This is a genomic window from Parafrankia sp. Ea1.12, from assembly GCF_900465275.1.
Classification (GTDB): domain Bacteria; phylum Actinomycetota; class Actinomycetes; order Frankiales; family Frankiaceae; genus Parafrankia; species Parafrankia soli.
Window position 1 is genome coordinate 1 of record NZ_UBIZ01000470.1, and the last position, 24,528, is coordinate 24,528.

General features: G+C 70.5%; 24 protein-coding genes and 2 pseudogenes. 14 read left to right on the forward strand and 12 right to left on the reverse strand.

The genetic code is table 11. The features are described from left to right. Positions 1 to 439 (reverse strand): NmrA family NAD(P)-binding protein (locus tag FMEAI12_RS38745; protein ID WP_235014669.1); only part of this gene is annotated, 439 nt, incomplete at its 3' end. 143 nt (positions 440 to 582) lie between these two features. Here FMEAI12_RS38745 and FMEAI12_RS27985 point away from each other — a divergent pair. Beyond that, a pseudogene (locus tag FMEAI12_RS27985) lies at positions 583 to 995 on the forward strand (helix-turn-helix domain-containing protein); the annotation flags it as partial. Between the two features lie 128 nt (positions 996 to 1,123). Continuing rightward, entirely contained in the window at positions 1,124 to 2,011 is an 888-nt protein-coding gene (locus tag FMEAI12_RS27990) for a hypothetical protein (protein ID WP_112108423.1), read from the forward strand. A 202-nt stretch (positions 2,012 to 2,213) separates the two neighbouring features. On the opposite strand, the gene FMEAI12_RS27995 is transcribed toward FMEAI12_RS27990, so the two are convergent. Beyond that, on the reverse strand, positions 2,214 to 3,128 hold the full coding sequence (locus tag FMEAI12_RS27995; protein ID WP_112108424.1) for a TIGR03564 family F420-dependent LLM class oxidoreductase: 915 nt from the start codon (positions 3,126 to 3,128) through the stop codon (positions 2,214 to 2,216). A gap of 81 nt (positions 3,129 to 3,209) precedes the next feature. On the opposite strand from FMEAI12_RS27995, the gene FMEAI12_RS28000 reads away from it, so the two are divergent. After that, positions 3,210 to 3,737 (forward strand): TetR/AcrR family transcriptional regulator, encoded by a 528-nt coding sequence (locus FMEAI12_RS28000; protein ID WP_112108425.1) that lies wholly within the window; start codon positions 3,210 to 3,212, stop codon positions 3,735 to 3,737. A 4-nt stretch (positions 3,738 to 3,741) separates the two neighbouring features. On the opposite strand, the gene FMEAI12_RS28005 is transcribed toward FMEAI12_RS28000, so the two are convergent. After that, positions 3,742 to 4,041, reverse strand: coding sequence for an NAD(P)-binding domain-containing protein (locus FMEAI12_RS28005; protein WP_235014670.1), 300 nt, complete (start codon positions 4,039 to 4,041; stop codon positions 3,742 to 3,744). 199 nt (positions 4,042 to 4,240) lie between these two features. On the opposite strand from FMEAI12_RS28005, the gene FMEAI12_RS28010 reads away from it, so the two are divergent. Further along, the gene (locus FMEAI12_RS28010; protein ID WP_112108426.1) at positions 4,241 to 4,672 is read left to right on the forward strand and encodes a carboxymuconolactone decarboxylase family protein; all 432 of its coding nucleotides are present in this window, start codon (positions 4,241 to 4,243) and stop codon (positions 4,670 to 4,672) included. A gap of 43 nt (positions 4,673 to 4,715) precedes the next feature. Here FMEAI12_RS28010 and FMEAI12_RS28015 read toward each other — a convergent pair whose 3' ends face one another. Next, on the reverse strand, positions 4,716 to 5,600 hold the full coding sequence (locus FMEAI12_RS28015; protein WP_112108427.1) for a sigma-70 family RNA polymerase sigma factor: 885 nt from the start codon (positions 5,598 to 5,600) through the stop codon (positions 4,716 to 4,718). Between the two features lie 210 nt (positions 5,601 to 5,810). Between FMEAI12_RS28015 and FMEAI12_RS28020 the strand changes: the two genes are divergently transcribed. Continuing rightward, positions 5,811 to 6,467, forward strand: coding sequence for a response regulator transcription factor (locus FMEAI12_RS28020; protein WP_235014672.1), 657 nt, complete (start codon positions 5,811 to 5,813; stop codon positions 6,465 to 6,467). 13 nt (positions 6,468 to 6,480) lie between these two features. Here FMEAI12_RS28020 and FMEAI12_RS28025 read toward each other — a convergent pair whose 3' ends face one another. Beyond that, complete coding sequence (locus tag FMEAI12_RS28025; RefSeq protein ID WP_112108429.1) at positions 6,481 to 7,878, reverse strand: histidine kinase; 1,398 nt, start codon at positions 7,876 to 7,878, stop codon at positions 6,481 to 6,483. 160 nt (positions 7,879 to 8,038) lie between these two features. Here FMEAI12_RS28025 and FMEAI12_RS28030 point away from each other — a divergent pair, with 160 nt between their 5' ends. Together FMEAI12_RS28030 and FMEAI12_RS28035 are read left to right on the forward strand one after the other, a co-directional pair. Further along, entirely contained in the window at positions 8,039 to 8,953 is a 915-nt protein-coding gene (locus tag FMEAI12_RS28030) for a class I SAM-dependent methyltransferase (protein ID WP_160144338.1), read from the forward strand. A gap of 472 nt (positions 8,954 to 9,425) precedes the next feature. After that, positions 9,426 to 10,508, forward strand: coding sequence for a YncE family protein (locus FMEAI12_RS28035; RefSeq protein ID WP_146776780.1), 1,083 nt, complete (start codon positions 9,426 to 9,428; stop codon positions 10,506 to 10,508). A gap of 237 nt (positions 10,509 to 10,745) precedes the next feature. Here the strand turns inward: FMEAI12_RS28035 and FMEAI12_RS28040 are convergent, their stop codons facing one another. Further along, complete coding sequence (locus FMEAI12_RS28040; RefSeq protein WP_112108432.1) at positions 10,746 to 11,090, reverse strand: helix-turn-helix transcriptional regulator; 345 nt, start codon at positions 11,088 to 11,090, stop codon at positions 10,746 to 10,748. Positions 11,091 to 11,215: 125 nt separating this feature from the next. On the opposite strand from FMEAI12_RS28040, the gene FMEAI12_RS28045 reads away from it, so the two are divergent. Beyond that, entirely contained in the window at positions 11,216 to 11,800 is a 585-nt protein-coding gene (locus FMEAI12_RS28045; RefSeq protein ID WP_112108433.1) for an LLM class flavin-dependent oxidoreductase, read from the forward strand. On the opposite strand, the gene FMEAI12_RS28050 is transcribed toward FMEAI12_RS28045, so the two are convergent. Beyond that, a complete protein-coding gene (locus FMEAI12_RS28050) occupies positions 11,776 to 12,198 on the reverse strand; it encodes a DUF86 domain-containing protein (protein WP_112108434.1) in 423 nt (140 codons plus the stop codon). The two genes, FMEAI12_RS28045 and FMEAI12_RS28050, sit on opposite strands and share 25 nt — an antisense overlap. 3 nt (positions 12,199 to 12,201) lie before the next feature. Further along, entirely contained in the window at positions 12,202 to 12,594 is a 393-nt protein-coding gene (locus tag FMEAI12_RS28055; RefSeq protein ID WP_071066835.1) for a nucleotidyltransferase domain-containing protein, read from the reverse strand. A gap of 453 nt (positions 12,595 to 13,047) precedes the next feature. On the opposite strand from FMEAI12_RS28055, the gene FMEAI12_RS28065 reads away from it, so the two are divergent. Together FMEAI12_RS28065 and FMEAI12_RS28070 are read left to right on the forward strand one after the other, a co-directional pair. Further along, positions 13,048 to 13,548 (forward strand): hypothetical protein, encoded by a 501-nt coding sequence (locus FMEAI12_RS28065; RefSeq protein WP_112108435.1) that lies wholly within the window; start codon positions 13,048 to 13,050, stop codon positions 13,546 to 13,548. Then, a complete protein-coding gene (locus FMEAI12_RS28070) occupies positions 13,497 to 14,567 on the forward strand; it encodes a hypothetical protein (RefSeq protein ID WP_112108436.1) in 1,071 nt (356 codons plus the stop codon). Before FMEAI12_RS28065 ends, FMEAI12_RS28070 begins: the two co-directional genes overlap by 52 nt. A 455-nt stretch (positions 14,568 to 15,022) precedes the next feature. Here the strand turns inward: FMEAI12_RS28070 and FMEAI12_RS28080 are convergent, their stop codons facing one another. Next, positions 15,023 to 17,167: a diguanylate cyclase gene (locus FMEAI12_RS28080; RefSeq protein ID WP_235014675.1), complete on the reverse strand. Its 2,145-nt coding sequence runs from the start codon at positions 17,165 to 17,167 to the stop codon at positions 15,023 to 15,025. 1,045 nt (positions 17,168 to 18,212) lie between these two features. On the opposite strand from FMEAI12_RS28080, the pseudogene FMEAI12_RS28090 reads away from it, so the two are divergent. Both FMEAI12_RS28090 and FMEAI12_RS28095 read left to right on the forward strand, forming a co-directional pair. After that, a pseudogene (locus FMEAI12_RS28090) lies at positions 18,213 to 19,559 on the forward strand (APC family permease); the annotation flags it as partial. Between the two features lie 109 nt (positions 19,560 to 19,668). Continuing rightward, positions 19,669 to 20,157: an SRPBCC family protein gene (locus FMEAI12_RS28095; RefSeq protein WP_112108440.1), complete on the forward strand. Its 489-nt coding sequence runs from the start codon at positions 19,669 to 19,671 to the stop codon at positions 20,155 to 20,157. Between the two features lie 116 nt (positions 20,158 to 20,273). On the opposite strand, the gene FMEAI12_RS28100 is transcribed toward FMEAI12_RS28095, so the two are convergent. Next, positions 20,274 to 21,053 carry a helix-turn-helix domain-containing protein gene (locus FMEAI12_RS28100; RefSeq protein WP_112108441.1) on the reverse strand — a complete coding sequence of 260 codons (780 nt, stop codon included), beginning with the start codon at positions 21,051 to 21,053 and terminating at the stop codon, positions 20,274 to 20,276. Positions 21,054 to 21,137: 84 nt separating this feature from the next. Here FMEAI12_RS28100 and FMEAI12_RS28105 point away from each other — a divergent pair, with 84 nt between their 5' ends. After that, entirely contained in the window at positions 21,138 to 22,112 is a 975-nt protein-coding gene (locus FMEAI12_RS28105; RefSeq protein WP_112108442.1) for an LLM class flavin-dependent oxidoreductase, read from the forward strand. Positions 22,113 to 22,447: 335 nt separating this feature from the next. Then, positions 22,448 to 22,981 carry a hypothetical protein gene (locus tag FMEAI12_RS28110; protein ID WP_146776782.1) on the forward strand — a complete coding sequence of 178 codons (534 nt, stop codon included), beginning with the start codon at positions 22,448 to 22,450 and terminating at the stop codon, positions 22,979 to 22,981. Positions 22,982 to 23,118: 137 nt separating this feature from the next. Here the strand turns inward: FMEAI12_RS28110 and FMEAI12_RS28115 are convergent, their stop codons facing one another. Both FMEAI12_RS28115 and FMEAI12_RS28120 read right to left on the reverse strand, forming a co-directional pair. Further along, entirely contained in the window at positions 23,119 to 23,583 is a 465-nt protein-coding gene (locus FMEAI12_RS28115; RefSeq protein WP_112108444.1) for a flavodoxin family protein, read from the reverse strand. 187 nt (positions 23,584 to 23,770) lie between these two features. Beyond that, a complete protein-coding gene (locus FMEAI12_RS28120) occupies positions 23,771 to 24,475 on the reverse strand; it encodes a TetR/AcrR family transcriptional regulator (RefSeq protein ID WP_112108445.1) in 705 nt (234 codons plus the stop codon). Positions 24,476 to 24,528: the final 53 nt, after the last annotated feature.

A 24,528-nucleotide genomic window follows, 5' to 3' on the forward strand; every position in this document is an offset into this window, starting at 1 on the left:
AGCAACCCCGGAGGCAGCCCCGCAAGCCTCGCCGGGGGCGGCAGTGGCTGGCAGGTGCACCTCGCCTTCGACAACACCGGCGGCGCGCGGCTCGAGGCGGCGATCGAGGTGATGAATCCGCCCGCCCCAGATAGCGCACCGGATCGGTGAAGGCGAGCGCGACGAAGGCGCCGATGTCGTCGAGGGCGATCAGCTGCTCGGGGATGTCCGGCGCGAACGGCGTGGCCAGCGTGCCGGTCTGCACTCCGAACGCCGGGTCCGCGTAGTTCTCCATGAACGAGGCCGGGCGCAGGATCGTCGCCGGAATGTCGATCCGACGGATGTGCTCCTCGATCGCCCGCTTGCTCGCGAAGGCACGGCCACCGCCGCCGCGCTCGACACCGGCGACCGAGGCGTACACCAGGTGCGGCACCCGGGCGGCCGCCGCCGCGTCCGCCACGTTCCGGCCCCGTCCTCGAAGGGAACCGGTGGTGTGCCCAGTGCGCCCTGTTGCACGCTGAACACCCCGTGGGCGCCTTCGGCGGCGGCGTCCAGCGACCCGCGGTCGTCCAGATCACCCACGATGACCTGTGCGCCGGGCTGGCGAACAGGATCGCCCGCGGCCTGGTGATCCCACCGCACCGCGACGGGGGGCAGGCCCAGTACGTCAGCGCTCCGGTGCCCACGGACGACGACGGCCGGCTGGCCGCCGTCCTGGCATGGGCTCGGGCGCACCTGGGCGATCGCATCTCCGTCGACCTGCTGGCAGCCCGGGCCCTCATGAGCCGGCGCTCCTTCACCCGCCACTTCAGGCTGGCCACCGGGACGTCCCCCACGCGTGGCTGCGCAGCCAGCGCCTGTCCCTCGCCGAGGAACTGCTGGAGACATCCGACCTGTCCATCGAGCAGATCGCGGATAGGGTCGGCTACCGCAGCGCGGCCGTCCTGCGTGAACAGTTCGTCCTACGTCGCGGGGTGTCGCCCAGCGACTACCGCCGTACCTTCAGCCGTTCCTGACCGCGCGGAGCGGGGCACGGTGCTCTCCAGGAACAGTGCTCTCCGGGCGAAGTGCTGTCCACCCGGCCAGGTACAGCCGTCGGCATTCAGAGCTTGACCCGGGGGGACGGTCGCAATTAGGTGGGGTCATGGCCGAAGAGAACGTGGCCCAGGAGATGTGGCGGCTGTTCGAACCGGTGCACGCCGTCACCTATTTCGCGCCGGGCTGCCTTCAAGCGTGGCAGGACGCCGGGCTGCGCGGGTACTGGCGCGCGTACTTCGCCGGCCGGGTCGCCCCGCTCGGGCCGGTCGGACCAGGGCCGGTGGTCGGGAGCTTCTTCGGCTTCGCGCCGGCCATGGTGGCCAGGGCGCTGCCGGACGTCTGGACCCGCATCTCACCGGAGAAGGCCCTGGCCGTCCGGCTCAGCGCGGCCACGGCGGTACTCGGCCCGCTGGTCGCCGAGATCGACCAGGCCGGACTCGCGGAGCTCGCCGGGCTGCTGCGCGCGGCGGCGGAGCGTGTCCCGGTCGCCGGACGGGTGCTGGGCGCGGCGAACGCCGCGCTGCCCTGGCCCGAGGACCCACTGGAGATCATCTGGCACGCCGCCACCGTGCTCCGGGAGCACCGCGGCGACGGGCACGTCGCCGCCCTCGTCACCGCGGGCCTGGACGGCCCGGAGAGCCTCGTGTGGCGGGTCAGCAGGGGCGGCGCCGACCGTGCCTTCTACCAGCGGATCCGCGGCTGGACGGACGAGGAGTGGGACGCCGCCGCCGACCGGCTGCGCGCCCGCGGATGGCTGGACCCCACCGGCACGCCGACCGACGCGGCCCTCCGCGCGGCCCGCGAACTGGAGGCGACGACGGACCGACTCGCGCGCTCCCCCTGGGACACGCTCGGCCCGGACGCCGCCCGGCGCACCGCAGCCCTGCTGGCCCCGATCGCCCAGGCCACCGCCCCCCTCCTGCTCTGGCCCAACCCCGTCGGCGTCCCCGACCCACGCGGCGAGCCGTCCACCGGTCAGCCGGGGGCCGGCTGACCGGTAGGCGCATCCCCGACCGGAGGCCGTCCAGAACGCGCCCTCGGCAGGAACCGTCGGACGTCCGGGCTGATCCAGGCCACGTCCGCGCCGCTGGCGAACGTCCAGGACAGCCCCCACAACATCTGGGTGGCCACCACCGGCACGAATCCGCCGACCAGGCCGGTGGCGACGAAGGCGCCGATCCCGCCTGGTCGTTCAGCTAATTCCAGTCGGCCCGACGCCGCGACCCGAGCCACCGCAGGGTCCGCCGTCGATCTTCGTCGCTGCCGACGAGGCTGGCCAGCAGATCGGTCACCCCGGCGTCGGCGAACTGCCGGATCGACGACGCGACGGTCGCCTCGTCTCCGGCGACGACCGTCTCCCGCACAGCCGCCCTGCCGTCCCGCGCCAGGATCGTGCGGTAGGCCGGGAAGCTGGCGGCGAAGCCCACGTGCGCCTCGACCGCCTGCCGCACCCCCTCCGGATCGGCGGTGACGCTGATCGGGACGGCGGCCACGATCCGCGGGGCGGGCCGGCCCGCCGCCGCGGCGGCACGGGTGATCGTCGGCACGACATGCCCGGCGATGGCCTCGGGACCGGCCCACACCGTCACCGTCCCGTCGGCCAGCTCGCCGGCGACGCGCAGCATGACCGGCCCGAGCGCGGCCAGCAGGACCGGGACGGCGGTGGCACCGGGCACCTCGACCTGTCCCGCCACGGTCAGGAAGGATCCACGGTGCTCGACGTGCTCCCCGCGCAGCAGCGGACGCAGGGCGGACAGGTACTCCCGGGTGTGCCGCGCCGGCTGGTCGTAGGAGTGGCCGAAGGCGCCCTCGATGAAGTGCCGGTGGCTAGGCCCGACCCCGAGGGTGACCCGGTGACCCGTTGCCACCTGGGCGGTGAGCGCCTGCCCGGCGAGCACGAGCGGGTGGCGGGGGTAGGTCTGCACGACGGCGGTGCCGAGCTCGATGCCCGGCACCCGCTGCCCCGCGAGCGCGGCGACGGTGAGCGCGTCCCACGCGGTGATCTGGCTGAAGAAGGCGCTGTCGAGGCCGGCGTCGGCGGCCGCGCACGCCTGCCCGATCATCTCCTCCAGGGTGGAGCCGGCCCCGCCCACGTAAACACCCAACCGCATCGATGCCTCCAAGATGAATCGGATGTTCCGCTTCCCCTTGGACAGTAATCTGAGGGCTCAGATTCCGGGGGGAGCCAGGCTGTGCGATCCGACGCCCGACGCAACCGCGAGCTGATCTCCGCCGCCGCACGCGAGCTGTTCACCGAGCGTGGCGCGGCTGTCTCCATGGAGGAGATCGCAAGCGCGGCCGGGCTCGGAGTGGGGACGCTCTACCGGCACTTCCCCGATCGGGCGGCCCTGCTGGAGACCATCGCGGCCGACACCCTCGAGCGCTTCCTCGCGTTCGGCCGCGCCGAGGCGGCACGGGACCTCCCCCGCTGGCAGGTCCTGCTGCGCATCATCGAGCACTGCACCAAGCTGCCGCTGGCCCTGGTCAAGACGCTGGCCGAGGGGGTGGCCACCGCACCGACGGTGGCCAGCCTGACGGCCGAGGCCGACGCCCTGCTCGCAGCCATCGTGGAACAGGCCCAGCGGGAGCGGACGCTGCGCCCGGACATCCCGTCCCGCGATGTCGTCGGGCTGCTGAACCTCATGGTCTGCCGGCCGGGAGCCCGCGCCGACGACCACCTCGTCACCGTCATGCTCGACGGCCTGCGGGCTGCGCGGTGACGGCCTACGACCCAACCCCGCCGTTGAGATCCGCGACCAGCGGCGAGACGCCCGCTGCGGCAGCCGACCGTCGGATCATCCCGGCCACCGCGAGCGCCTCGCCGGGCGGAACCACCGACAGAACGATGTCCGCCGCGCCAACCGCCTCCTCCGGGGAGTCGGCCAGTTCCAGTCCGTGGGCGAGCGCGCGGGTCCGCTCTGATCGGCCCGCCACGCGGGCTATGACCCTGCCCCCGCCCTCGACGTAGCCGCGCCCCAGCGCCGAGCCCATCGCGCCGGGACTCACGATCGCCACTGTCACCATCCGCCGTCCACCTTCCGTGCTCGGAGGTCTGTGCGCCTGCGCGGTGGTCGCCACGGACACGAGTCCACAGTCCCGCGACAGAGGCCCCGTGCGCGTTACCTTCCGTCGCTCCGATCCGTCATAGCCGTGACTCGTCAGTCGAGTGGGCGGACGCCCCAGGAGGAGAGTTGACGATGCAATCACGGATGGCCAACCCGCGATGGTGCTCCCGCACGCGATGGAGGCGATCCAGGGCCTCTACAAGGCGATGAGCACGGGCGGCGTGGCACAGCGGACGCTGGAGCTGGTGCACCTGCGAGCCAGCCAGATCAACGGCTGCAGCGCGTGCGTGCACGCCGGGGTGACCGGAGCCACGAAGGCCGGCGAGAGCGCGGACCGCCTGCTCGCCGTGGCGGCGTGGTACGAGTCTCCGCTTTTCGACGACGCCGAACGGGCCGCCCTCGCCCTCACCGAGGCGGCCACCCGACTCAGCGACCGGCCCGGTCAGGTCACCGACGAGCTCTGGGACGAGGCCCGCGGGCACTACGACGACAAGCAGCTCGCGGCGATCATTCTGATGATCGCGACCACGAACTTCTTCAACCGGATCAACACCACGATCAAGGAACCGGCAGGCGCCAACTGGGGCTGAGGAACAGCGGGGCGGCCCGGCCCCCGCTCGGGCCGCCCTGCCGTCAGCGCTCGAAGGCGGACAACTCGAACCGCCCCAACCGGTCGACGTCGGCGAGCACATCGACCGCGACGATCAGCCGGTCCCGGACCGTGAATCCCATGATCGAGACTGCCCGACCGCCCACGGTGACGACCACGCCAGCGGCCCCGTTGACCAGGGCCGGGTGAACCTCGGCGTCCGGCCGGGCGAACATCAGCGCCCGGCCGGCGACCGACGCCGCTCCCCGGAGCACCGCAGAGGCCCGCGGACGCGCGGCGCCGCCGTCCGAACGCATCTCGACATCCGGCGCGAGGAGCGCGACGAGCGCGTCGAAGTCACCTCCACGGGCCGCTTCGAAGAACGCGCGGACCGCTTCGTGCTGCTGGGCCAGGTCCGCCTCCGGCAGCGGCCCGCCGGCCCGGATCCGCCCCCGGGCCCGGCTCGCCAACTGCTTGGTCGCCGCCGTCGACCTGCCGAGCATCGCCGCGATGTCGTCGAACGGCACCGCGAACATGTCATGCAGCACGAAGGCCAGCCGCTCAGCAGGGGTGAGAGTCCCCAGGACCACGTGCAGCGCGAGCCCCACCGACTCCGCGAGCAGCGCCTCCCGCTCAGGGTCGACGCCGTCGGCCGGGCTCACGATCGGGTCCGGCACGTGGACGTCCAACGACCGTTCTCGCCGCGTGCCGCGCGACCGCAGCATGTCCAGGCAGACCCGGCCGGTGACCGTGGTCAGCCAACCGCGCAGGTTCGCCACGTCGCTGGTGTCGGCCGAGCTGAACCGCAACCAGGACTCCTGCACCGCGTCGTCCGCCTCGTGCAACGAGCCGAGCATCCGATACGCGACCGAGCGCAGATGCGCCCGATGTTCGTCGAACCGCGCGGCCAGCCAGTCCTGTCCAGTCATGATCGCCCTTGTCTCGCCATCCACCGTCACGACCCTGACGCGGATGATCAGGCCGACGTAACACGCGCATCACCGCGCCCCGACCTCCGGTGCCCATCCAGGGGCCGGCGCGGCCCGGATCTGATCACTCGGCCACGCGCAGCCGTTGACATTCAGAGCTTGGCTTTGGTAAACGGCCACAGACGGCCGAGGTCATGCGATCATGTCGTCGTGGTCGACCGTCTGCGTGTGATCCTCGTGGACGACCATGAAATCGTCCGTCAGGGCGTCCGTACCATGCTGGAAGCCCACCCGGACATCGTCGTGGTCGCCGAAGCCACCTCCGCCTCAACCGCTGTCGAGGTGGTCCGCGACCACCGTCCGGATGTGGTCGTGATGGACATCCGGCTGGACGACAGCAGCGGCATCGAGGCGACCAGGACCGTCCGGACCCGGTTTCCCGACGTCCGGGTCCTGATGCTGACATCGTTCCCCGACGAGCAGGCGCTCATCTCGTCGATCCAGGCCGGCGCGAGCGGCTACGTGTTGAAACAGATCCGGCGCGATGAGTTGGTCTCGGCGGTCCGGGCGGTCGGCGACGGCCAGCACGTGGTCGACAAGACGGTCACCGGGGTACTGCTGGAACAGATCCGGCTCGGGGCGGCCCGCGAACCGTCGGGAGCCGACGAGCGGCTAAGCCGGCTGTCGGCCCAGGAAAGGCGCATCCTGGCGCTCGTGGCGGCCGGCCGGACCAACCGGGAGATCGGCCTCCATCTGAATCTGGCCGAGAAGACCGCCCGCAATTACGTGTCGGTCATTCTTCAGAAGCTCGGCCTTTCCCGGCGGGGCGAGGCGGCGGCTTTCCTGGCCCGCCGGGGCACCCGGTAGGCGGACGGCTCACTCATCCCGGCGGAAGTGGTATCCGCACCGTCACCGTGCTGCCCTCCGCACCGGACTCGATGTCGAGCCGGCCGCGCAGGTTCGCCGACCGCTCGCTGAGGTTCCGCAGCCCCTGGCCCCGCCCGGCCGCCGCGGCCAGGTCGAATCCGCGCCCGTCGTCGTCGATCTCAAGCACCGCCGTGCCCGTCGCCCGGATGAGGCTCAGCCGGCAGGTCGTGGCCTGCGCGTGCCGGCGGACGTTGGACAGCGCCTCCCGGGCGATCTGAAGGATGTCGCCGGCCTGCGGGGCAAGCTCGGCTGTGACCGTCGGATCGCGGTCGACGGCGACGACAATCCCCGTATCACGCTGGAAGCTCTCCGCCAGGGCCTGGAGCTCGTCGTAGAGGTGCCGGTCGGGCGGCAGCCCCGGGCGCAGGTTGAAGACGTAATCCCGGATTTCCTGGATCGCGATGTCGATGCGGTCGACGCTGTCGGCCAGGCGGGCGCGGGTCGCGTCAGGCTGGTCGGCCAGTGTCTCGGCCGCCTGGAGCGTCAGCAGGACCCCGGACAGTGACTGGATCACCCCGTCGTGCAGTTCTCGGGCGATACGTTGGCGTTCGTCGGCCACGGCGAGCTGGCGGCGCGACTGCTCCAACTGATCCTCGGTCAGCTTCCACTCGGTGATGTCGAAGATCACCCCGTCCAACCAGCTCCGGCCGTTGCCGCTGTGCACTTCCTGGCCGCGCTCGCGGACCCAGGCGACGGTTCCGTCGGCCCGGACGATGCGGTATTCGAGCACGAACGCCCTGCCCTGCCGGGTTCCCTCGGTAACGGCGCGCTCCACCATCTCCCGGTCGTCGGGGTGGATGACGCTGGCGAAACTGCGCACCGCGCTGTCGACGAAATCGGTGGCCGGATACCCGGAGATGCGCTCGATGTCGTCGCTGATCAGCTCCATCGTCCAACTGAGGTCGTTGGCGCAGCGGTAGATGGCGCCCGGGGCGTTCGTGAGCAGCGTCCGCAGGCGGGTCTCGTTGCGGTGGAGTTGGGCGCTGCGCACGCCGGCAGACGCCCGGGCCAGCAGTTGGAGCCGGTCGAACGGGCTGATCAGGTAGTCGTCCACGCCGTCGGGCAGGGTCTGTTCGCCGGCCGGCACCACGAGGGTGATGTACAGGTCGGTGTGCTGAGGCCGGGCCCGGATCTGGCGGCACAGGTCGGCGCAGTCCGGCAGTCCCCCATCGATGAAGATCAGGTCGTAGGGCGCCTCGCCGAGTGTCGTGAGCGCGGCCGCGCCGGTGGGGGCCGACCTCGCCTCGTATCCCGCGGCAAGCAGGTCGCCGCACAGCCCGGACATCAGCTCGCCGGCGCCGGCCACCAGCGCCTGAATTCCGGCGTCGGGCACCCAGCGTGTCGCGTCCATGTCAGATGTCCTTCTCTCCCGGGACACTCCACCCTCACCACCGGGGGTGCTGTATCTGATGCTCGGTTCCAGGATCCCTCCGGCGAGCCGGCGGGAACGCACGGACAGGCCATTCTGATCCGACAACCGCGACCACGGGGTGACTATGGACGTATCGAACGTGTTCGAGGTGTTCGGCCCGGCAGCGCCCTGGGCCGCCGCGACCGTCGGTGTGTTCGCGGCGTTCCTGTTCGTGGCGGCGTTCTGGCAGGGGCGCTCGATTTCGTTCTGGCCGCCGCAGATCGGGCGCCGGCTGACCCCGTTCGCGTCCCGGAGGTCGCGTTCAGGCTGGCTGGGCGGCCGCGGCGGTACCACCGGCGGTGCCGCGGCGCCCCAGCGCGAGTATGGAGTGGACCAGTCCCGCGACTTCTACCAGGAAATCGCATCGAACTACGACCTGCGCAACTCCGGGAACCTGGTGTCGACACATCTCGCGACCGTCGCGCAGTTGCAGGCCATCCGCGACCAGCGGCCCGGCCTCAAGGTGCTCGACCTCGGCGGCGGCACGGGCAAGGTCATCGCGATCCATTTCTTCAATGACACGACGATGAACTGGACGTACGTCGACAACTGCCCGGCGATGGCGGCCGAATTCCGCCGGAATCTCTGGGGTCATCCGCTCGGGCGCGGCTCCGAGGTCGTGGTCGACGACATGAACCGCGCACTCGGTCAGCTCGAGGCCCATTCCTACGACGTCATCATGCTGTCCCTGGTGCTGTCCTCGATGCCGGAGCCGCCCGACTTCGGCGCGCTCAGAAGGCTGCTCCGGCCGGGCGGGTCACTGATCGTCACCGACATCAACCCCGGATACACCCGGGACAACCCGCTTTACAAGGTCTGGGTGGACGGTGCCGTCGTGGCGTTACGCATAACGCCGGTGGATCCGTTCGAGGTGATGCGCCGGGCCGGCGCGGCCGGCCTCCGGGTGGCGGAGCAGAAGACGATCGGCGAGGAGAGCTTCTACTACTCCTTCCTGCTGGTGTTCACGCCGGACCCGGTCCGACCGCGGCGGCGTCGCGCCGAGGCATCGGCCTGATCCGCCCCCTCGGGGCGGCGCCGGTTCATCGCCGGGTTCGTTCCAGCGCGGCACGTACCAGGGCGGCCCGTCAGCACCGGCATTTCCGTCTCGGCGACGGCGGCCACACCGTCGCCCTCGCCCACCAGCGTCATCGGTGTCGGCGCGGGAACGATCTCAAGCCGCCCATCTCTCGGCCAGCGCGTTCCAGGCGTCGGCGGCGAGGTCGAAACGGCGCGCCGAGAAAGCAGCGCCAAATCAGGCAAAAAAGGCAAACTCTTTGCAATCTCACTAGATTCGCGTCGACTACTTCCAGTAATCCTCTGTCGACGGCGTGCGCCGCGCGGCAGGGTCGTCATCAATACCGGAGGAAGCGGTGTCGACTCGAAGACGTGACCTGAGGAGATTGACTGGCAGAAGCGACAGCTCCCGGAGAAAGCGGCTCCTCGCGCTGGGGGTGCAGGCTGTCGTCGCGACCCTTGTCCTGGCCGGGGTGCCGAGCCGGGCGGAAGCCGCGAGGCCCGGTCCGGCGGTGAAGGTGTTTCCCCGTCCGATGGAAGCCGCGATACCAGGCCAGGCTGGTATCGCGCTGCCCCGCCCGGAGGGAGGAGGGGTCGGTTCGACGCGGGTCTATGTCGCCAACTGGGGCGCCTCCAACGTTTCGGTCATCGACGCGCGGAGCAACAACCTCGTCGCCACGATTCCTCACGACGACCCGGAGGGCATAGCGGCGACCAAAAAGCTCGGCGGGCGTGTCTACGTCGCCGGGACAAACGGCTTCGGGACAGAGGACTATATTGACGGTCTCACAGTGATCGACCCCCGGGACAACAGGACGGTCGGCGGCGTCCCGCTGCTGCCAGGACAGGATGCGGGAGCGGTCAAGGTGGCGGTCACCGACAGGATGTCGCGACCGCGCGCCTACGTCACCGGCGTCTCCGCGAACATCGTCTCGGCGATCGATCTCACGACGAACGAGGTCGTCGCGACCATTCCCGTCGGCGCAGGACCGTACGGTGTGGCGGTCGCCGACAGCCTGCCCCGGCCCCGGGTCTATGTCGCCAACACCGACGACAACACCGTGTCAGCGATCGACGTCGTCACCAACAAGGTCGTCGCGACCATCCCCGCCGGCGCAGGACCGTACGGTGTCGCCGTCCTCGACCGTCCCGTCCACCCGCGTGTCTATGTCACCAACCTTTTCGACAACACCGTGTCGGTGATCGACGCGACCAGCAACAAGGTGGTCGCCACGATCACCCTCCCAGCGGAGGACATCGGGCCGTCGTTCCTCGCTATCGACGACAATCCGCGCGCGCCGCGCGCCTATATTCCCGAGCAGCTGAGCAACAACGTCACGGTGCTCGACCTGAGGACAAACACGGTCATTGCCGAGATTCCCGTCGGTGACTCCCCCAACACCGTGGCGTTGGACGACGACCATCGCCAGCCCCGTGCCTACACCAGTAACTTCTGGTCAGGTGACGTCTCGGTGATCGACCTGAAGCGCGGCGCCGTCGTCGCGACGGTCCCCGTCGGCGGCAATCCACTCGGCGTGGCGGTCCTGAAGAAGTAGCGGCGGGCCCACCCTCACCGCCCGAGCGAGGTGCGAGTCAGCCGGTTGGGCGTCGGGCCGTGACTCCGCCCGACGCCGGGGTCGGCCGCCTGGCACGCGCCTGGAAGCGGCGATTATGAGCACGGACTGGCTCAGTCTCGGCCAGTCGCGTTCGCAACGACCCGGTTGTCGGGAGTGCGCACCTCCTGGCGGCAACCGGAGCCCGGCCTGTCCTACACCGACCCGGACAGGCGGCCCTCAGTGCGTGGCGGCCGGCTCGCCCTCGGCGAGAACCAGGGCGAGCAGGCCCGGGAAGCGGGCGTCGAACTCGGCCCGGCGCAGCCGGTTGAGTCGACGCGGACCCTGGTCGACCTGTTCGAGCAGGCCGGTGGCGCGCAGAACGGCGAAGTGGTGACTGGCGGTGGCCTTCGACACCGGCAGGTCGAAGGTGCCGCAGGTACGGGCGAAGTCCGCCTCGCCCGCCAACGTCCGCACGATCGACCGGCGCACCGGGTCGGCCAGCGCCTCGAGCGCCTCCTGCAGGCTCACCTCGCCCGGGTCCGTGTGCCGCAGGCCGAGTACCCGTCTCGACTTCGTCGCCATTCTCCCCTCAGCCCCACTTTCACCAATCTCCCAACTGTTCGACCGCCATCGTACAGTTGAAGTGTTCGACCCGGATCGAACACTGCCACCCGTGAGGGTGCTCGCACGCATCGTGGAGAGCTGCCATGACGCCGACGCTGGGACGGGTGGGCATCTGGTCCCCGTCTTTCGCCTGGAACACGCCGGATGCCGCCGAGGCGGCGGCGGAGCTCGACGAGCTCGGGCACGGGGCGCTGTGGCTCGGCGCCTCCGCCCCCGAGCTGCGCCAGCCAGCACAGCTGCTCGCGGCGTCCCGCAGGATGGTCGTGGCCACCGCGATCGTCAACGTGTGGGCCACCGAGGCCACCGCGCTCGCCGCCGCCTTCCACGAGGTCGCACGGACGTACCCGGACCGGCTCCTGCTCGGCCTCGGCGCCAGCCACGCCCCCAGCGTGGCGGCGCTCGGCAGGACGTACACCCGGCCCCTGCGATACCTGGCCGGCTTTCTCGACACCCTCGACACGGCGCCGGAGCCGGTGCCGGCCGGCTCCCGTGTCCTGGCCGCGCTGCGCCCGAAGGCGCTTGCTCTCGCGGCAACCCGCTCCGCCGGGGCCCATCCCTACCTCGTGACCGGGTACCTGAATCCGGCCCTTCACCACGGGATCCTCACCCGGCGGCTACCGTCGCACCTTCCCGAGGCCGTGGGCTACGCGTCCGCCTCGGACACATAGACGACCATTTCCCGGACGAATTCGTCAAGGTCGTCGAGGGCCCTCAGTCGGGCGATGACGATCTCGTCGTTGACGTCGATGTAGTCATGGACGAGGACGTTCCTGAAGCCGACGGCCTTGCGGAGCGACCGGGCGAGTGCCGGGTCCATCGCTCCGTGATCGCCGAGAAGGCGGACCGCGTCGCCGTTGTCCGCTGGTGGTCCCCAGCCCCGCGCCGCGCAGATGTGCTGCGCGACGTCGACGCAAGCCTCGATCGCTGTCACGAAGGTGTACTTGACGCCGCGCAGCCAGATCGGGTCCGCGCGGCGCTCGTCGCCGGCGTCTGCCTCGCGGCGCAGCACGGAAAGGTCGTCGGTGACGGCGCGGAGCAGGCGCAGCACCCGGACCTGGTCGACCACCGGTTACACGGTCCTGGGCAGCAGGGCGGCGGCGAACTCCCGGTGGGAGCGAGTGATCCGTGGGAGTTCGTCGAAGTAGATCTTTCTGGTCATCGCCTCCCAGTGCACGCGCGCGGCCCGGTCGTCTTCGAAGAGCAGTGTTCCGCCGACGGCGACCCGGCCGGCAAGCTCGAGCGGAGCGTTGTCCAGGACGAGGAGGTCGACTCCAGGCGGCAGAAGTACGTCGAAGGCGTTGGGAGGCCGCGGCCCGCCGAAGTAGGCAGCGATGTCGATGTCCGAGTCCGCCCGCTGGCGCCCGACAGCGCGACTGCCGTGCAGGTAGGCGAACCGCGCGCCCGCCTGACGCAGAACGGCGACAGCGTCGTGCGTCGCCGTGCGTGCGAATGTCTCGTCCACACCCCGATCTTCGCAGACGGGACGGCCGTGCGGCATTCACCTCCGCCCGCGTCGCGATCCGCACCGGGCGCGCGGGGCGGCCACACGCCGCCGCCCACAAGCCCCCTCCGGCGGCGGCATCGCAGAAAGGCCGTCCGACCGAGCCCCGTGCGCGTTACCTTCCGTCGCTCCGATCCGTCATAGCCGTGACTCGTCAGTCGAGTGGGCGGACGCCCCAGGAGGAGAGTTGACGATGCAATCACGGATGGCCAACCCGGCGATGGTGCTCCCGCACGCGATGGAGGCGATCCAGGGCCTCTACAAGGCGATGAGCACGACGGAGCAGCCGCGACCAAGTGGCGCTTCCGCGGCCGTGCCGTGTTCGCGCATCACGGGTCACGCGCCCCTGTCGTCCAGATTGAGCAGAATCGGACAGGTCCGCGGCGCGGTGCTGCCATTCATGCGGGAGTGAGCATGGTCGACGGGACTGACGACGTCTGGGCTGGCGACGCGGGAACCGACGGCACGGACTCCGTACCGATCGACCGGACGACGCCTGACACGACGCAGGACGCCGAGCCCGATGCGGCGCAGGACGCCGAAGCGCCGGGCCGAGGGTCCAGGCCCACTGCGAGGCTGGTGGCCTGGTCGCGCGACGTCGACCGGGCAGAGGCGTTGGTCGCGGTCTCGATCGTGATCGCGGCCGTCGTTGCCCTCGTCGGCTCGTTCCGATTCCAGACCAAGCCCGATGCGGAGGGCGACCACTACCAGTCCGGCTACGAAGCGGCCCTCGTCGACCTGCGCAACGCCCCGATCGGCGAAGAGCAGGACCTGTCGACCGACGAGGATCGGGCGCCGCCGGCGGCGGCGATTTCCCGCCGCCGCCGGACCGGGGCGTCCGGCTGGCACCCGGCGCCTATCGGGTGCTGTTCGAGGGCAGCGGGATCCCGGACCGGCATGGCGCGGCGGTGGTGACCGCGATCGGCGACGACGCGGTGACCTGCCGGGCGAGCGACTGGGACGACCACCGGGGCGACGAACAGGTCGACGTCGTATGCGTCGGGGCGGGCGGAGAGCCGGCGGACGCAGCGTTCTCGGTGATGTTCGCCTACCGGCTGCCCGGCGACCCGGGACACGACGAGGTGTTCGCGTACCTGCGGATCGACAGACCCTCGCCCCCTGCTGCGCCGTCGATCGCTGCTGGACCAGTGCCGCCTGCCGCGTCCTCGACATCCGCTGCGGCCTCGGACCAGCAGGCCGAGCCGATGCGGCTCACAGACGGCTGGAGTTCAGGGGAGGGCACGGTCGAGGTGGTCCGGCTCGCCCGGGGTCGGCACGAAGTCCGCCTGGTGGCGGAAGGTTTCGGTCGGATGGCGGGAAACCTGCAGGTGAACGCGCTCGGCGAAGGTGACGTCTTCTGCGCGCCGACCGACGTCGTCGCGGTCGACGACGGTCACGACACTGCGACGGTCACGGTCGGTTGCATCCGCGACGGGGCCCTCGCTGACGTGCCGTTCGCGCTGACCTACGCCGGGTCGCCGGCCGGCGGCGACGAAAGGTCGTCCACCCACCTTGCCTACCTCGTCAACGGTGTCCGCCTCGCCGGTGACGACCGAAACGGGACGGGCTCGGGTCGACTCGACGTGCCGCCGATCGGCGCGCGGGTCCGAGCCGACGCCGCTCGATCGCTGAATGGCGCGGACGCGGACGCGGACAACTGGATCGTTCGGACCGCGATCGGCCGGTACGAGGCGATCTTTCCCGATGTCGGGGGCGGGGCGGGACACGTCCAGGTCACGCCAGTCGACGAGGCTGGCCGCGGCGCGCCGCGCTGCGCCGTCGATGGCTGGACGACGAACCCGCCCAGCCCGGGAACCGCCGGGGCCACGGCCGTACCGACGGGTGACGTCACGGTCCGCTTCCACTGCTTCGACCGGTTCAGCAGCGACGTCGACACCCTGGCGTACGTCTCGTACGAGGCCACGACGTTCTGACATGCCCGGTCGGCAACGCCTGTTCCGTCCGGCGACGCGCCCCGCGGGCGCGCACTTTCCTCGCCGGCTGTCAGGACGCCGTAGAGCCAACGGTCAGGACGCTGTAGAGGTGGGGCGGCGCGGCGCTGGTAGGCCGGGCCCCAGGCCAACCCCATGCCACCGACGTCGCATCAGCGATCAACCACTCCATCGGCAGTCGCATCAGCCTCCGGTACAAGCCGAGCAGAGCGGAGCGACCGAGGTCCACGGCAAAGAACCGTCCGGCCCGGCCCGCACGGAGCAGGGCCGCAGCGCCTCGCCTACATCACAAGGCTCGCGGGGCCGTGGCGCCGAGATCCCAGCAGGCCTCGCGGTCCGCAGCGATCAGCTCACCGACGATGGTGATCGGCTCACGCAACCGCTTCCATTTCCCACCAGTCGTGATGGTCTCGACGCCACGGACCGCACCTGCAATGTCACTGTTGCCGCGGCTGACCAGGCAGTGCGGCTGGCGGTCCGAAGAACTGTCCTTGTCCGAAGCGGCAGCCATGGCGCGCCAATGTGCGTGCCTGCTCTCGGTTCTGGACGCCGGTGGCAACGACCGTGAGACCGAGGTCCCTGGCGAGGGCGAGCAGTGCCCGGCGGAGCAGGTCGGCCCGGTTGGCGCTGCCCGTCAGGCCGCCGGCGTAGTAGCTGTCGAACATGAGTATCTGGATCGGCAGCTCGTCGAGCGCCAGAAAGGTGCTCTGGTTCCTGGCGATGGCGTTCAGCGCGAGGCGCAGGCCACGGGTGACGCATGTCCGCAGGCTGCGCGCGGCCTCCTCGTCGAGGCACTCCATGTCCGTAAGCCTGAGGATCAGGGCCTGGGCGGGGAGGCGGGAGGCCACCAGCGCCGCCTCGACGTCGGGCAGTAAGTCACCAGCCGGCCTCGCCGCCGAAACGCCGACGCAGACGGCGACGTTCTGCCCTGTCTGCCTTCGGTAGTGGCCGATATCATGGCAGGCGCGGCCGAGGATCAACTGTTCGAGCTGTGCTCTTAGCCCCACTCCGGTCGCGACCGTGACCGTCTGCTCTGCCGTGAACGACCCGAGCGTCGGATGGTGCCAGCACGTTGAAGCCTGAAACGCGACCGTGTGATGGCGGGTCAGATCGACGATCGGCTGATAGAGGACATCGATGACGCCGCCGGCGGGATCGCCCCGCAACAACTGGGACAGCGCGAGTTGCGCCGTCGGCGACCGGTCGTGAGCGAAGATTTCAGGATCGTAGACGACCAGACTGTTTTTCCCCCGCCGCTTGGCTGCGTACATGGCGAGATCCGCCTGCTGGACCAGATCCTCGGCACTTATCGAGGATGCCGGCACGGCGACTGTCAGGCCAAGGCTCGCGTGAATGGCGCACGGCTGCCCGGCGAGAAAGCACGGTGCCCGGACCACCGCGGCCACCCTCTTGCCGACCGCCTCGGCGTCCGCGGCATCGTCCGCCAAAAGAACCGCGAACTCGTCGCCACCGAGACGGGCGACCGTGTCCGAGGGCGGTACGCAACCAAGCAGCCGCCGAGCGGTTATCCTCAGCAATTCGTCCCCGGCCGGATGACCCAGGGTGTCGTTGACACTCTTGAAGTCATCGAGATCGCAGAAGAGCAGAGCCAGCCGGCCGCGGGCTCGCCGAGCGACCGCCTCTTCCACCCGGTCGCCGAACAGCACACGGTTCGCCAGCCCGGTCAGCGGGTCATGGAGCGCCTGGTGGCGCAGCTGGCGGCGGCTGCGCTGAACCCTGTCCAGCAGCTTCTGGTTGTCCGCCAAAGTCAGCATCTGCCGGATCAGCACCATCAGCACGAGCGCGAAGATGCCGTATATCTCGATCGGTTCGACCCGCGCCTCGGTTGACATCTGAATGACCGCCAGCACGCCCAGCGCGGACAGCGGAACGTACGGGAGGAATATCCTCACCCAGCGTACGCCGGGTCCGGCCCGCCAGCCAGCCAGCCGGACGCGCCACGAGTCAGGAGCGGATTCGAGACTTAGGGGGGCAGCGGCAACTACAGAGCCAGTCGATGGCCGTGGTGGCGCGATGCAGGCAAGCCCGATCATCACAGTGCCAATGGCGTTGGCGGCTTCGAGTTGCAGGGGCTCCGGTTGGCCGCTCGCGATGAAGTAGAGCGACACGTGCAGAAGTATGGTGATGGAGGCCAGCCCGCCACCGAGCAATGCGAACGACTTCTTCTGGCGCGGGCGCCGGAACGCCGCTACGAGCAGGACGGTGATCAGTAGCAGGAGACATCCGATGCCGAACGCCAACAAGGCCGCGAGACTAACTGGTGCGGGTGCTCGCGCACGCACCAGAGGCTGGAGGACGACCACCCAGCCGAGCAGGCTCAGCGAGCCGGCGAGGAGCACCGCGTCCATGACGGTGACAGTCCGCCAATGGGTGCCGTGCTGGCCGGCTCGGCGCACCGGCTCGTCCTCCGGGCTGAGTGGGTCGGTGGGAAAAGCCAGCAGCGCGGCAACGGATGCTGGAATGAACGCCAGATACGCCGGTTCCGTCCCCGACAAGGGTGGCACCGGGCTCTGGCCCGAGAACAACGCCCTGACGGAAGTGATGACCAGGCCGGCTGCCACCGTGATCCATCCGGTGAGAAGGAGCAGTCGCCAACGTCGCTCGCCACCCCTCGCTCGCCGTGCCGACCACAGTTCGCACCCACCCTGGAACGCTATAGCGGCCATGCCGCAGGCGCGGACCACCAGGTCAGCGGTGCGCGAGGGAAGGACGAAGGAAGCGAGCATGACTGCGGGCGCGACTGCCGCCCACACACAGACTATTCGGCGGAAAACGGCCGCGCCGCAGTTCGGTGCGTCGCACTCCGCCGCGGCCGCTCGAGCGATCTCCGCGCGCGACATCGTCCTCTCCGCCTGGGATCATTTCCGCCCATCTGGCCTGGATCGTCTTGCCAGCCGGAATGGATCGCCGCGACGAACCTCCCTCGGACCCACCCAACCGAAAGCGACGCCATATATACCCAGAGCGATGGCACGTACATTAGTACGGGCGGACGAAGACCGCCAACGAGCCGAGGATGCCCGATACGCCCTCCGTGCGTTCCTCGCCCCGATCCCAGTGCCGATCAGACCGAAACGGCCTGGCGATCCACCCTGGAGCCAGCCACACAGCTCGTCCATGAGCTCCGGCACACGCTCGGCATCCGGCCCGGTGTGATGCACTCGGCATCCGGCCCGGTGTGATGCAACTTGGCATTACATGCCTCCAGCCGGAACGCCCGTTGTCACCGGGGGCGCCCCCCCGGAGCGACAGGCGGGTTTCGGCGAGCCGACCGGGCCGCCCAGCCGGGGCCCCGGTCGGGAGGATGACCGGCCCGCCGGCGGCGCGGGGGGGGCGCCCTGGGCGAAGCGCCGTCATCGTCCACGCCGGGTCCGACAGTTCCCGATCGTGACCATCTGAGCTGGGCAAGCTCCAACAGGCGGGCTGGCGGGCACGGTGTCAGTATTCGGCCCGGGGGACGTCGGCCCGGCTCTCCCGGCGGCGTGGCGGGCAGCGACCAGCCCGCGGATCAGGGGCACCCACACGATGAACGGGCGTCCGACCGCTATCGGCCGGACGACGGCCGGCCAAGCCCGCGGGGACAGGACAACCGATGACGAGACGGCGGTGACCGGACGAACGGCGCACGCCGCACAGCCCACCCTGGCGCGTGTCCTGAGTGGGCGGATGCTGTTGTTCCTCGTGCTCGGTGACGTCCTCGGATCGGGGATCTACGCGCTCACCGGGCAGATCGCCGCCGACGTCGGCGGGATGATCTGGGCACCGTTCCTGATCGCCTTCGCACTGGCGTTCCTCACCGGGACGGCCTACGCCGAGCTTGTCGGCAAGTACCCCCGGGCGGCCGGAGCAGCGCTCTACGCCAACGAGGCGTTCCGTCGCCCGTTTCTCACCTTCATGGTCGGCTTCACCGTGCTGGCCGCCGGGATCACCTCCACCGCCACGGCCGCGCGGGCCATCGGGGGCAAATACCTCGCGGAGTTCGTGGCGGCCCCGACGGTCGTCGTCGCGGTCGTGTTCATCCTGCTGACCGCGGTTCTCAACGCCCGTGGGATCGGGGAGTCGGCCCGGGTGAACCTTGTGCTCACCGTGATCGAGCTGACCGGGCTGTTGCTGATCGTCGGGATCGGCGTGCACGCGCTGGCTACCGGAGCGGGCGAACCGGGACGGGCCTTCGAGCTGCGTGCCGAGGGGCCTGCGCCGCTCGCCCTGCTCGCCGGCACGACGCTCGCGTTCTACGCGATGCTCGGCTTCGAGAACTCGGTGAACCTCGTCGAGGAGGCCCGCCGGCCGCGCCGGGACCTGCCCCGGGCGCTGTTCGGCGGCATGTTCATCGCCGGCACGGTCTACCTGTTCGTCGCGTTCACCTGCGCGATGCTGGTGGATCCCGACATTCTCACCGGCTCCGGTGCCCCGCTGCTGGAAGTGGTGAAGGCCTCCGACGTGCCGGTGCCGTCGAAGCTGTTCGCCGCGGTCGCGCTGGTCGCGGTCGCCAACACCGCCCTGATGAACATGGTGATGGCCTCCCGTCTCGTCTACGGCATGGCTGCCCAGGGCACGATCCCGACCGTCTTCGCGCGGGTGCTGCCCGGCCGACGCACCCCGCCGATAGCGATCGGCTTCGTGACGGCCCTGACGGTGGCGCTGGCCAGCACCGGCCAGCTGGCCGGCCTTGCCGACACCACCGTCCTGCTCCTGCTGCTGGTCTTCTTCGTCGTCAACACCAGCGCGCTGGTGCTGCGCCGCGAGCCCGTCCCGCCGGGCGCCTACCGTGCCCCCACCTGGGCCCCGGCACTCGGCGCGCTGTCCTGCGCGGCGCTGGCCACCCCGCTGGTCCACCGCGAGGGCACCGTCTACCTGCGCGCCCTCGGCCTGCTCGCGCTCGCCGCCGTCCTCATCCTCGCCCAGAAAGTTGTCAGCGGCCGGTTCCGCGCGTGTGAGTTATCCGGTGCCGCCAGACCGCCCCGTCACAGCAGCCGCTTCCAGCGCAGGCCGGTCGCGATGGCCTCTACGTCGGTCGATCACACTGGGTCAGCCAGCCACGCCTTCACGCTCGACGGCCAATATGGTCCTGGAGATCCCCCCACACGACACCGCCTCCGACCAGGAGATCAACATCGCTTCCATCCGGCACGAAGTCGTTGTCGCCCTGCCTCCAGAAGAGGTGTGGGACGTCCTGCGCGACGTGGGAGCGGTGCATCGGCGGCTGCTACCGGGACGGGTGCTGGATGTCAGCCTCGACGGGGACGTCAGGACGCTGACCATGCCGGACGGGCACCTGGTGCGAGAGCTCATCGTCGCCGTCGATGACGAGGTACGCCGACTCGTCTACGCGGTCGTCGAGGGAGCCAGACCGCCCCTACGCCACCACCATGCCTCCTTCCAGGTCCTACCCGACGCCTCCTTCCAGGTCCTACCCGACGGCGACAGGCACAGCCGACTTCTCTGGATCACGGACCTCCTCCCCGACAGCCTGGCGGGCCTGATCGAGGCCCGCACCGCACACGGCATCAAGGAGATGAAGGAGGTACTCGAACTGTCCGCCGGCACGTGATCACGACCGTCTCCCCGTTCTGCGCGGGTGACCTTCGAGGGGCCTCGTCCACTGACTGTGGCGGGAGGCGGCCTGGAGTTCGCTGTGCTCGACGACGGCGGCCGGAGCAAGGTCGGCTACATGTTCCCAGGAGCCTGACCGGGAGTCGCGGGAGACACCGCCCCGGCGGCGACCGAGAGGGCCTTGGCCGTCGCCGGGTCGACCGGCAGGAACGCCTCCAACTTCAGCTCGGCGAGGGTCACATCGACGGCGGTGGCGAAGGTCGTCACGGTCGTCATCAGGCGCAGCTCACCGCGCGATGACCCCAGGTGAAGCGGGACGGCGAAACCGAGCTGCCCGTCGGACGGCGCCAGCTCGGGGACGTACCTCGTAAGTTCGGCGCGCAGCTCCGCCACGTGGCCGAGGCGCGCCAGGATGTGGCGCGCCCATTCGGCGAAGTTGCGGATGCGGGGCGCCAGGCCCTCGGGATGCAGCGCGAGGCGGTAGATGTTCTTGCCCGGACCGACCAGCTCAGGCGCCGCGCCCTCGGTGATCAGATCGAACGCGTCGTTCGCGGCGACCATGTCGCCGTTACGGTCCACGACCAGCGCCGGGTACGGCAGGTGCCCGCGGACGATGTGGTCGATCGCGGTGCGCACAGGGGCCAACGCCGGGTCGTCGAGCCGGCTCTGCGGGTAGACGGGCGCGTACCCGGCAGCCAACAGCAGCTCATTGCGCTCCCGCAGCGGCAGTTCGAGTGACTCGGCCAGGCGTACGACCATGTTCCGGCCGGGGACGGACCTGCCGGACTCGATGAAGCTGAGGTGCCGCTGGGTGGTGCCCGCCCGCAGCGCCAGGTCGAGCTGGCTGAGATGCCGGCGGGTACGGCGTTCGCGTAGCGCGCGAGGGAAGTCCACGGACCTGTTCTACCGGCAGTGGCATCCCGCGCCATTCCTCATCGGGAATTGTCGCTGTCCGCCCCGGTCACAAGCATCACTGCCATGGACATCGGTGTACTGCTTCCGACCGGAGCCGCCCAGTGGGGCGCGGACGGGGACCCTCGAGAGCTGGTCGCGTTCGGGCGCAGGGCCGAACGCCTGGGTTTCTCCTCGCTCTTCGTCAATGACTCGCTGATCAGCCCGCGTATCGAGGCGCTGACGATGTTGGCCGCGCTCGCCCCGGCGACCGAGACCGTGACCCTGGGAACGGGCGCGCTGCTGCCGTTCCTGCGAAGGCCGATCCAGGCCGCGCAGTCTTTGGCGTCGATCGACCTGCTGTCCGGCGGCCGGCTCACGGTGACGGTGGGCGCGGGCTTCCCCGGCCGTTTCGGACGGCCCTTTTACACCCTTTCCGAGGTCCCGTGGGAACGGCGCTTCGCCCGGCTGGACGAGACGGTCGCGTTGTGGCGGGCGCTGTGGAACGGTGCCGGCTCCTTCCACGGCGAGATCCTCAGGTTCACCGGCATCCCGCCCGCGACCAGGCCGTTCCAGGCAGGCGGCCCGCCGATCTGGCTCGGCGGCGCGACCCCGGCCGCGCTGGCCCGCACCGGCCGGACGTACGACGGGTGGCTGCCCTATCCGCCCGACCCCGCCGACTACGCGTCCGGGCTGCGGAACATCCGCACGGCGGCGGCCGACGCCGGCCGTGCCGCCGAGGACATCACACCCGCGCTGTTCGTCTCGATACGAATCGATGACGACGTCGAGCGCGGCCGGCGGGCGCTGGACGACTACGCGCGGGCCGCCTACGGGATGCCGCTGGAGGAGCTGGAAAAGATCCAGGCGGTGGTCACCGGCTCCGCCGACCAGGTCCTCGAGGGCTTGGACCGGTACGTCGCCGGCGGCGCACGCCACATCGTCACCCGCCTTGGTGCTCTGGACCTGCGCTCCCAGTTCGACCAGCTGGAGCGGATCGGCGCCCTGATCCCCGCCCTCCGGGCATCAGCGGATCACGCGTCCGCACCGGGAGGGTCCTGACCGTCCGTGAGGCCTCACACTCGATCGCTGTCACGAAGGTGTACTTGACGCCACGCAGCCAGATCGGGTCCGCGCGGCGCTCGTCGCCGGCGTCTGCCTCGCGGCGCAGCACGGAAAGGTCGTCGGTGACGGCGCGGAGGTTCGGTGGCTGCGGCCCGCCGAAGTAGGCAGCGATGTCGATGTCCGAGTCCGCCCGCGTCGCGATCCGCACCGGGCGCGCGGGGCGGCCACACGCCGCCGCCCACAACCCTCCGGCGGCGGCATCGCCCCGGAATCCTCGAGCGACGCGTGCTATCAGCCGACGCGAACCTCGATACCTGCAGTTAGATCAACGAATGCAGACGCAGCTACATATTCGTCCTTCCAGCTTCCTCGCGGTCTTGCTGGTGGCAGCCGTGTCGGCGGCGTGCTCCTCGGACGGCACGGACGACGGAGCGCAGGCGCGCTCGCCTTCTCCGACGCGCTCCCCTGCTTCGATCGGCCCGTCCACGCCGTCACCCACCTCGGCATCACCGACAATGCCGGTCGCGAAGGACGGGACGGATCTGAACGCGTGTACCGACGGTGAATGCGAGGTCCAGGTCACGGCCCCGACAGACATCGCACTCCCGGCAACGTCCGGCGCCACCGAGATCCATGTGACCCTCATCGAGAAGGACACGGTGCACATGGTCATCGCGCTCGATGGCGGAAATTTCCGCTCCGATGGCGGCTGCACATCGACCCTGAGCGTGAGCACGACGGCGTCTTCCCAGCTGACCTGCCACAACGGCGAGAGGAACACGTCGAATGGAGTAACCGTCGAGGTCGGCGGGATCGCCAGTCCGACGGCGGTGATCCGCGTTCGGACCACCTCATGGCCGTCATGATCGGATGCCGCGACCGACAGCGCAGCGCGTCACGCCCGGCCGCCGCAGGCGGGCCGGCGGGCGAGGGCGGCCGGAAACGGGTGTCCTGACCATCGCCGGGTCCCTGCCGGGCCGGGCGGGCAGCCGGTCCGTGCCGATCAAACCGGCATCAGGCTGGCCGCCGTCGTCGCGCCGAGTTCCCAGCAGGCCTCGCGGGCTGCGGCGTCCAGGTCGCCGACGACGCTGACCGGGTCGCGCAGCCGCTTCCAGCGGAGGCCGGTCGCGATCGACTCCACCGCCCGGACAGCACCAGTCGTGTCGTTGTTGCCGTGCACGTACAGGGCGTAGGAACGACCCACCGTAGCGTCCAGACACGGATAGTAGATCTGGTCGAAGAAGTGCTTGAGCGCGCCCGACATGTAGCCGATGTTGGCAGGCGTGCCGAGCAGGTAGCCGTCGGCGGCGAGGACGTCGACCGCTGTCGCGGCCAGCGCCGGACGGACGACGACGTCGACACCCTCGATCGCGTCATCCCGGGCGCCGACGAGCACCGCCTCCAACATCGCCTGCATCGTCGGTGACGGGGTGTGGTGGACGACCAGGAGCATCGGCATCGCGGCCATGTTATGGCCCCGGTGGGGCGGCAGCGGCGGCCGGCCGCGCGCACCTCGGCGAGGGCGGCGGGGTCCAGGACGCGCTCGCCGATCTGGAGGAGTCCCTGAAGGACGGGCGGGGGCGTGGTGGCGGATCCGCGCCTGAGCCAAGCCGTCGGTCAGCCGCGTCAACCGGTCCGCCGACGACCCTCACGCATCAGGTCGCCTCCGGCCCCACCGACGCGGCGGGATCGCCGGCGAGGTGGCGGACCAGCCGCTGCATCAGCTCGCTGTAGCGGGCCTGGAAGCCGGGATCGTCGGGGTCGAGACCGGTGATGCGCCGGACCACCTGGGGAAGAGCGATCGGGACCACGCCGGCCCCCATGAGCGCGAGCTGGAGCAGGCCCGGGTCGAGGTCGGCCGCGATCTCGCCTTCGGCCTGGCGCCGCTCCAGGTCGCTGAGGTCCTCGCGCTCGTCGGGCTGGTCCGGCGGTCGCTGCCCGGCGTCGGCGTGCTCACCCAGGCCCGCCCACAGCAGCAGGCGGGTCATGCGGGGGTCGGCGAAGCTCGCCTCCTGGTAGGCGGCCACGAGGTCGGCGAGGCCGGATCGCGGCTCGGTGAGCGTGGCCTCCTGCTCGAGCCACCGCTGCTGGAGCGCGCGGTAGAGACCCTCCTTGCCACCGAAGTAGTAGGTGATCAGCTGCGGGTTCAGGTCGGCGCGGGCGGCGATCGCGTTCACCCGGGCGCCGGCCCACCCGCGCGCCGAGAACTCGTCCAGGGCGGCGGCCAGCAGGCGCTCCCGCGAACGGTCGGCGTCGCGCTGGCGCTCTTCGCGGGCCGGCGCCCGTCGGCGACCTCCGGCAGGCGGACGCTTCGCTGGTGGACGTCCACCCTCTCCGGCCGGTGACTGCGCCCCGCTCATGGTCGTACCCTAGCCGAGGACAATAATCACTCGAATGATTGACAGTGCCATCT

What these genes read in the sequence shown, in the direction of transcription:
- FMEAI12_RS28025 (WP_112108429.1), bottom strand. Translation starts at nt 7,878, where the DNA reads ATGGACGCGACACGCTGGGTGCCCGACGCCGGAATTCAGGCGCTGGTG.
- FMEAI12_RS28105 (WP_112108442.1), top strand. Translation starts at nt 21,138, where the DNA reads ATGGACATCGGTGTACTGCTTCCGACCGGAGCCGCCCAGTGGGGCGCG.
- FMEAI12_RS28120 (WP_112108445.1), bottom strand. Translation starts at nt 24,475, where the DNA reads ATGAGCGGGGCGCAGTCACCGGCCGGAGAGGGTGGACGTCCACCAGCG.
- FMEAI12_RS27990 (WP_112108423.1), top strand. Translation starts at nt 1,124, where the DNA reads ATGGCCGAAGAGAACGTGGCCCAGGAGATGTGGCGGCTGTTCGAACCG.
- FMEAI12_RS28040 (WP_112108432.1), bottom strand. Translation starts at nt 11,090, where the DNA reads ATGGCGACGAAGTCGAGACGGGTACTCGGCCTGCGGCACACGGACCCG.
- FMEAI12_RS28010 (WP_112108426.1), top strand. Translation starts at nt 4,241, where the DNA reads ATGGTGCTCCCGCACGCGATGGAGGCGATCCAGGGCCTCTACAAGGCG.
- FMEAI12_RS28015 (WP_112108427.1), bottom strand. Translation starts at nt 5,600, where the DNA reads ATGACTGGACAGGACTGGCTGGCCGCGCGGTTCGACGAACATCGGGCG.
- FMEAI12_RS27995 (WP_112108424.1), bottom strand. Translation starts at nt 3,128, where the DNA reads ATGCGGTTGGGTGTTTACGTGGGCGGGGCCGGCTCCACCCTGGAGGAG.
- FMEAI12_RS28115 (WP_112108444.1), bottom strand. Translation starts at nt 23,583, where the DNA reads ATGGCCGCGATGCCGATGCTCCTGGTCGTCCACCACACCCCGTCACCG.
- FMEAI12_RS28065 (WP_112108435.1), top strand. Translation starts at nt 13,048, where the DNA reads ATGGTCGACGGGACTGACGACGTCTGGGCTGGCGACGCGGGAACCGAC.
- FMEAI12_RS28110 (WP_146776782.1), top strand. Translation starts at nt 22,448, where the DNA reads ATGCAGACGCAGCTACATATTCGTCCTTCCAGCTTCCTCGCGGTCTTG.
- FMEAI12_RS28005 (WP_235014670.1), bottom strand. Translation starts at nt 4,041, where the DNA reads ATGGTGACAGTGGCGATCGTGAGTCCCGGCGCGATGGGCTCGGCGCTG.
- FMEAI12_RS28045 (WP_112108433.1), top strand. Translation starts at nt 11,216, where the DNA reads ATGACGCCGACGCTGGGACGGGTGGGCATCTGGTCCCCGTCTTTCGCC.
- FMEAI12_RS28095 (WP_112108440.1), top strand. Translation starts at nt 19,669, where the DNA reads ATGGTCCTGGAGATCCCCCCACACGACACCGCCTCCGACCAGGAGATC.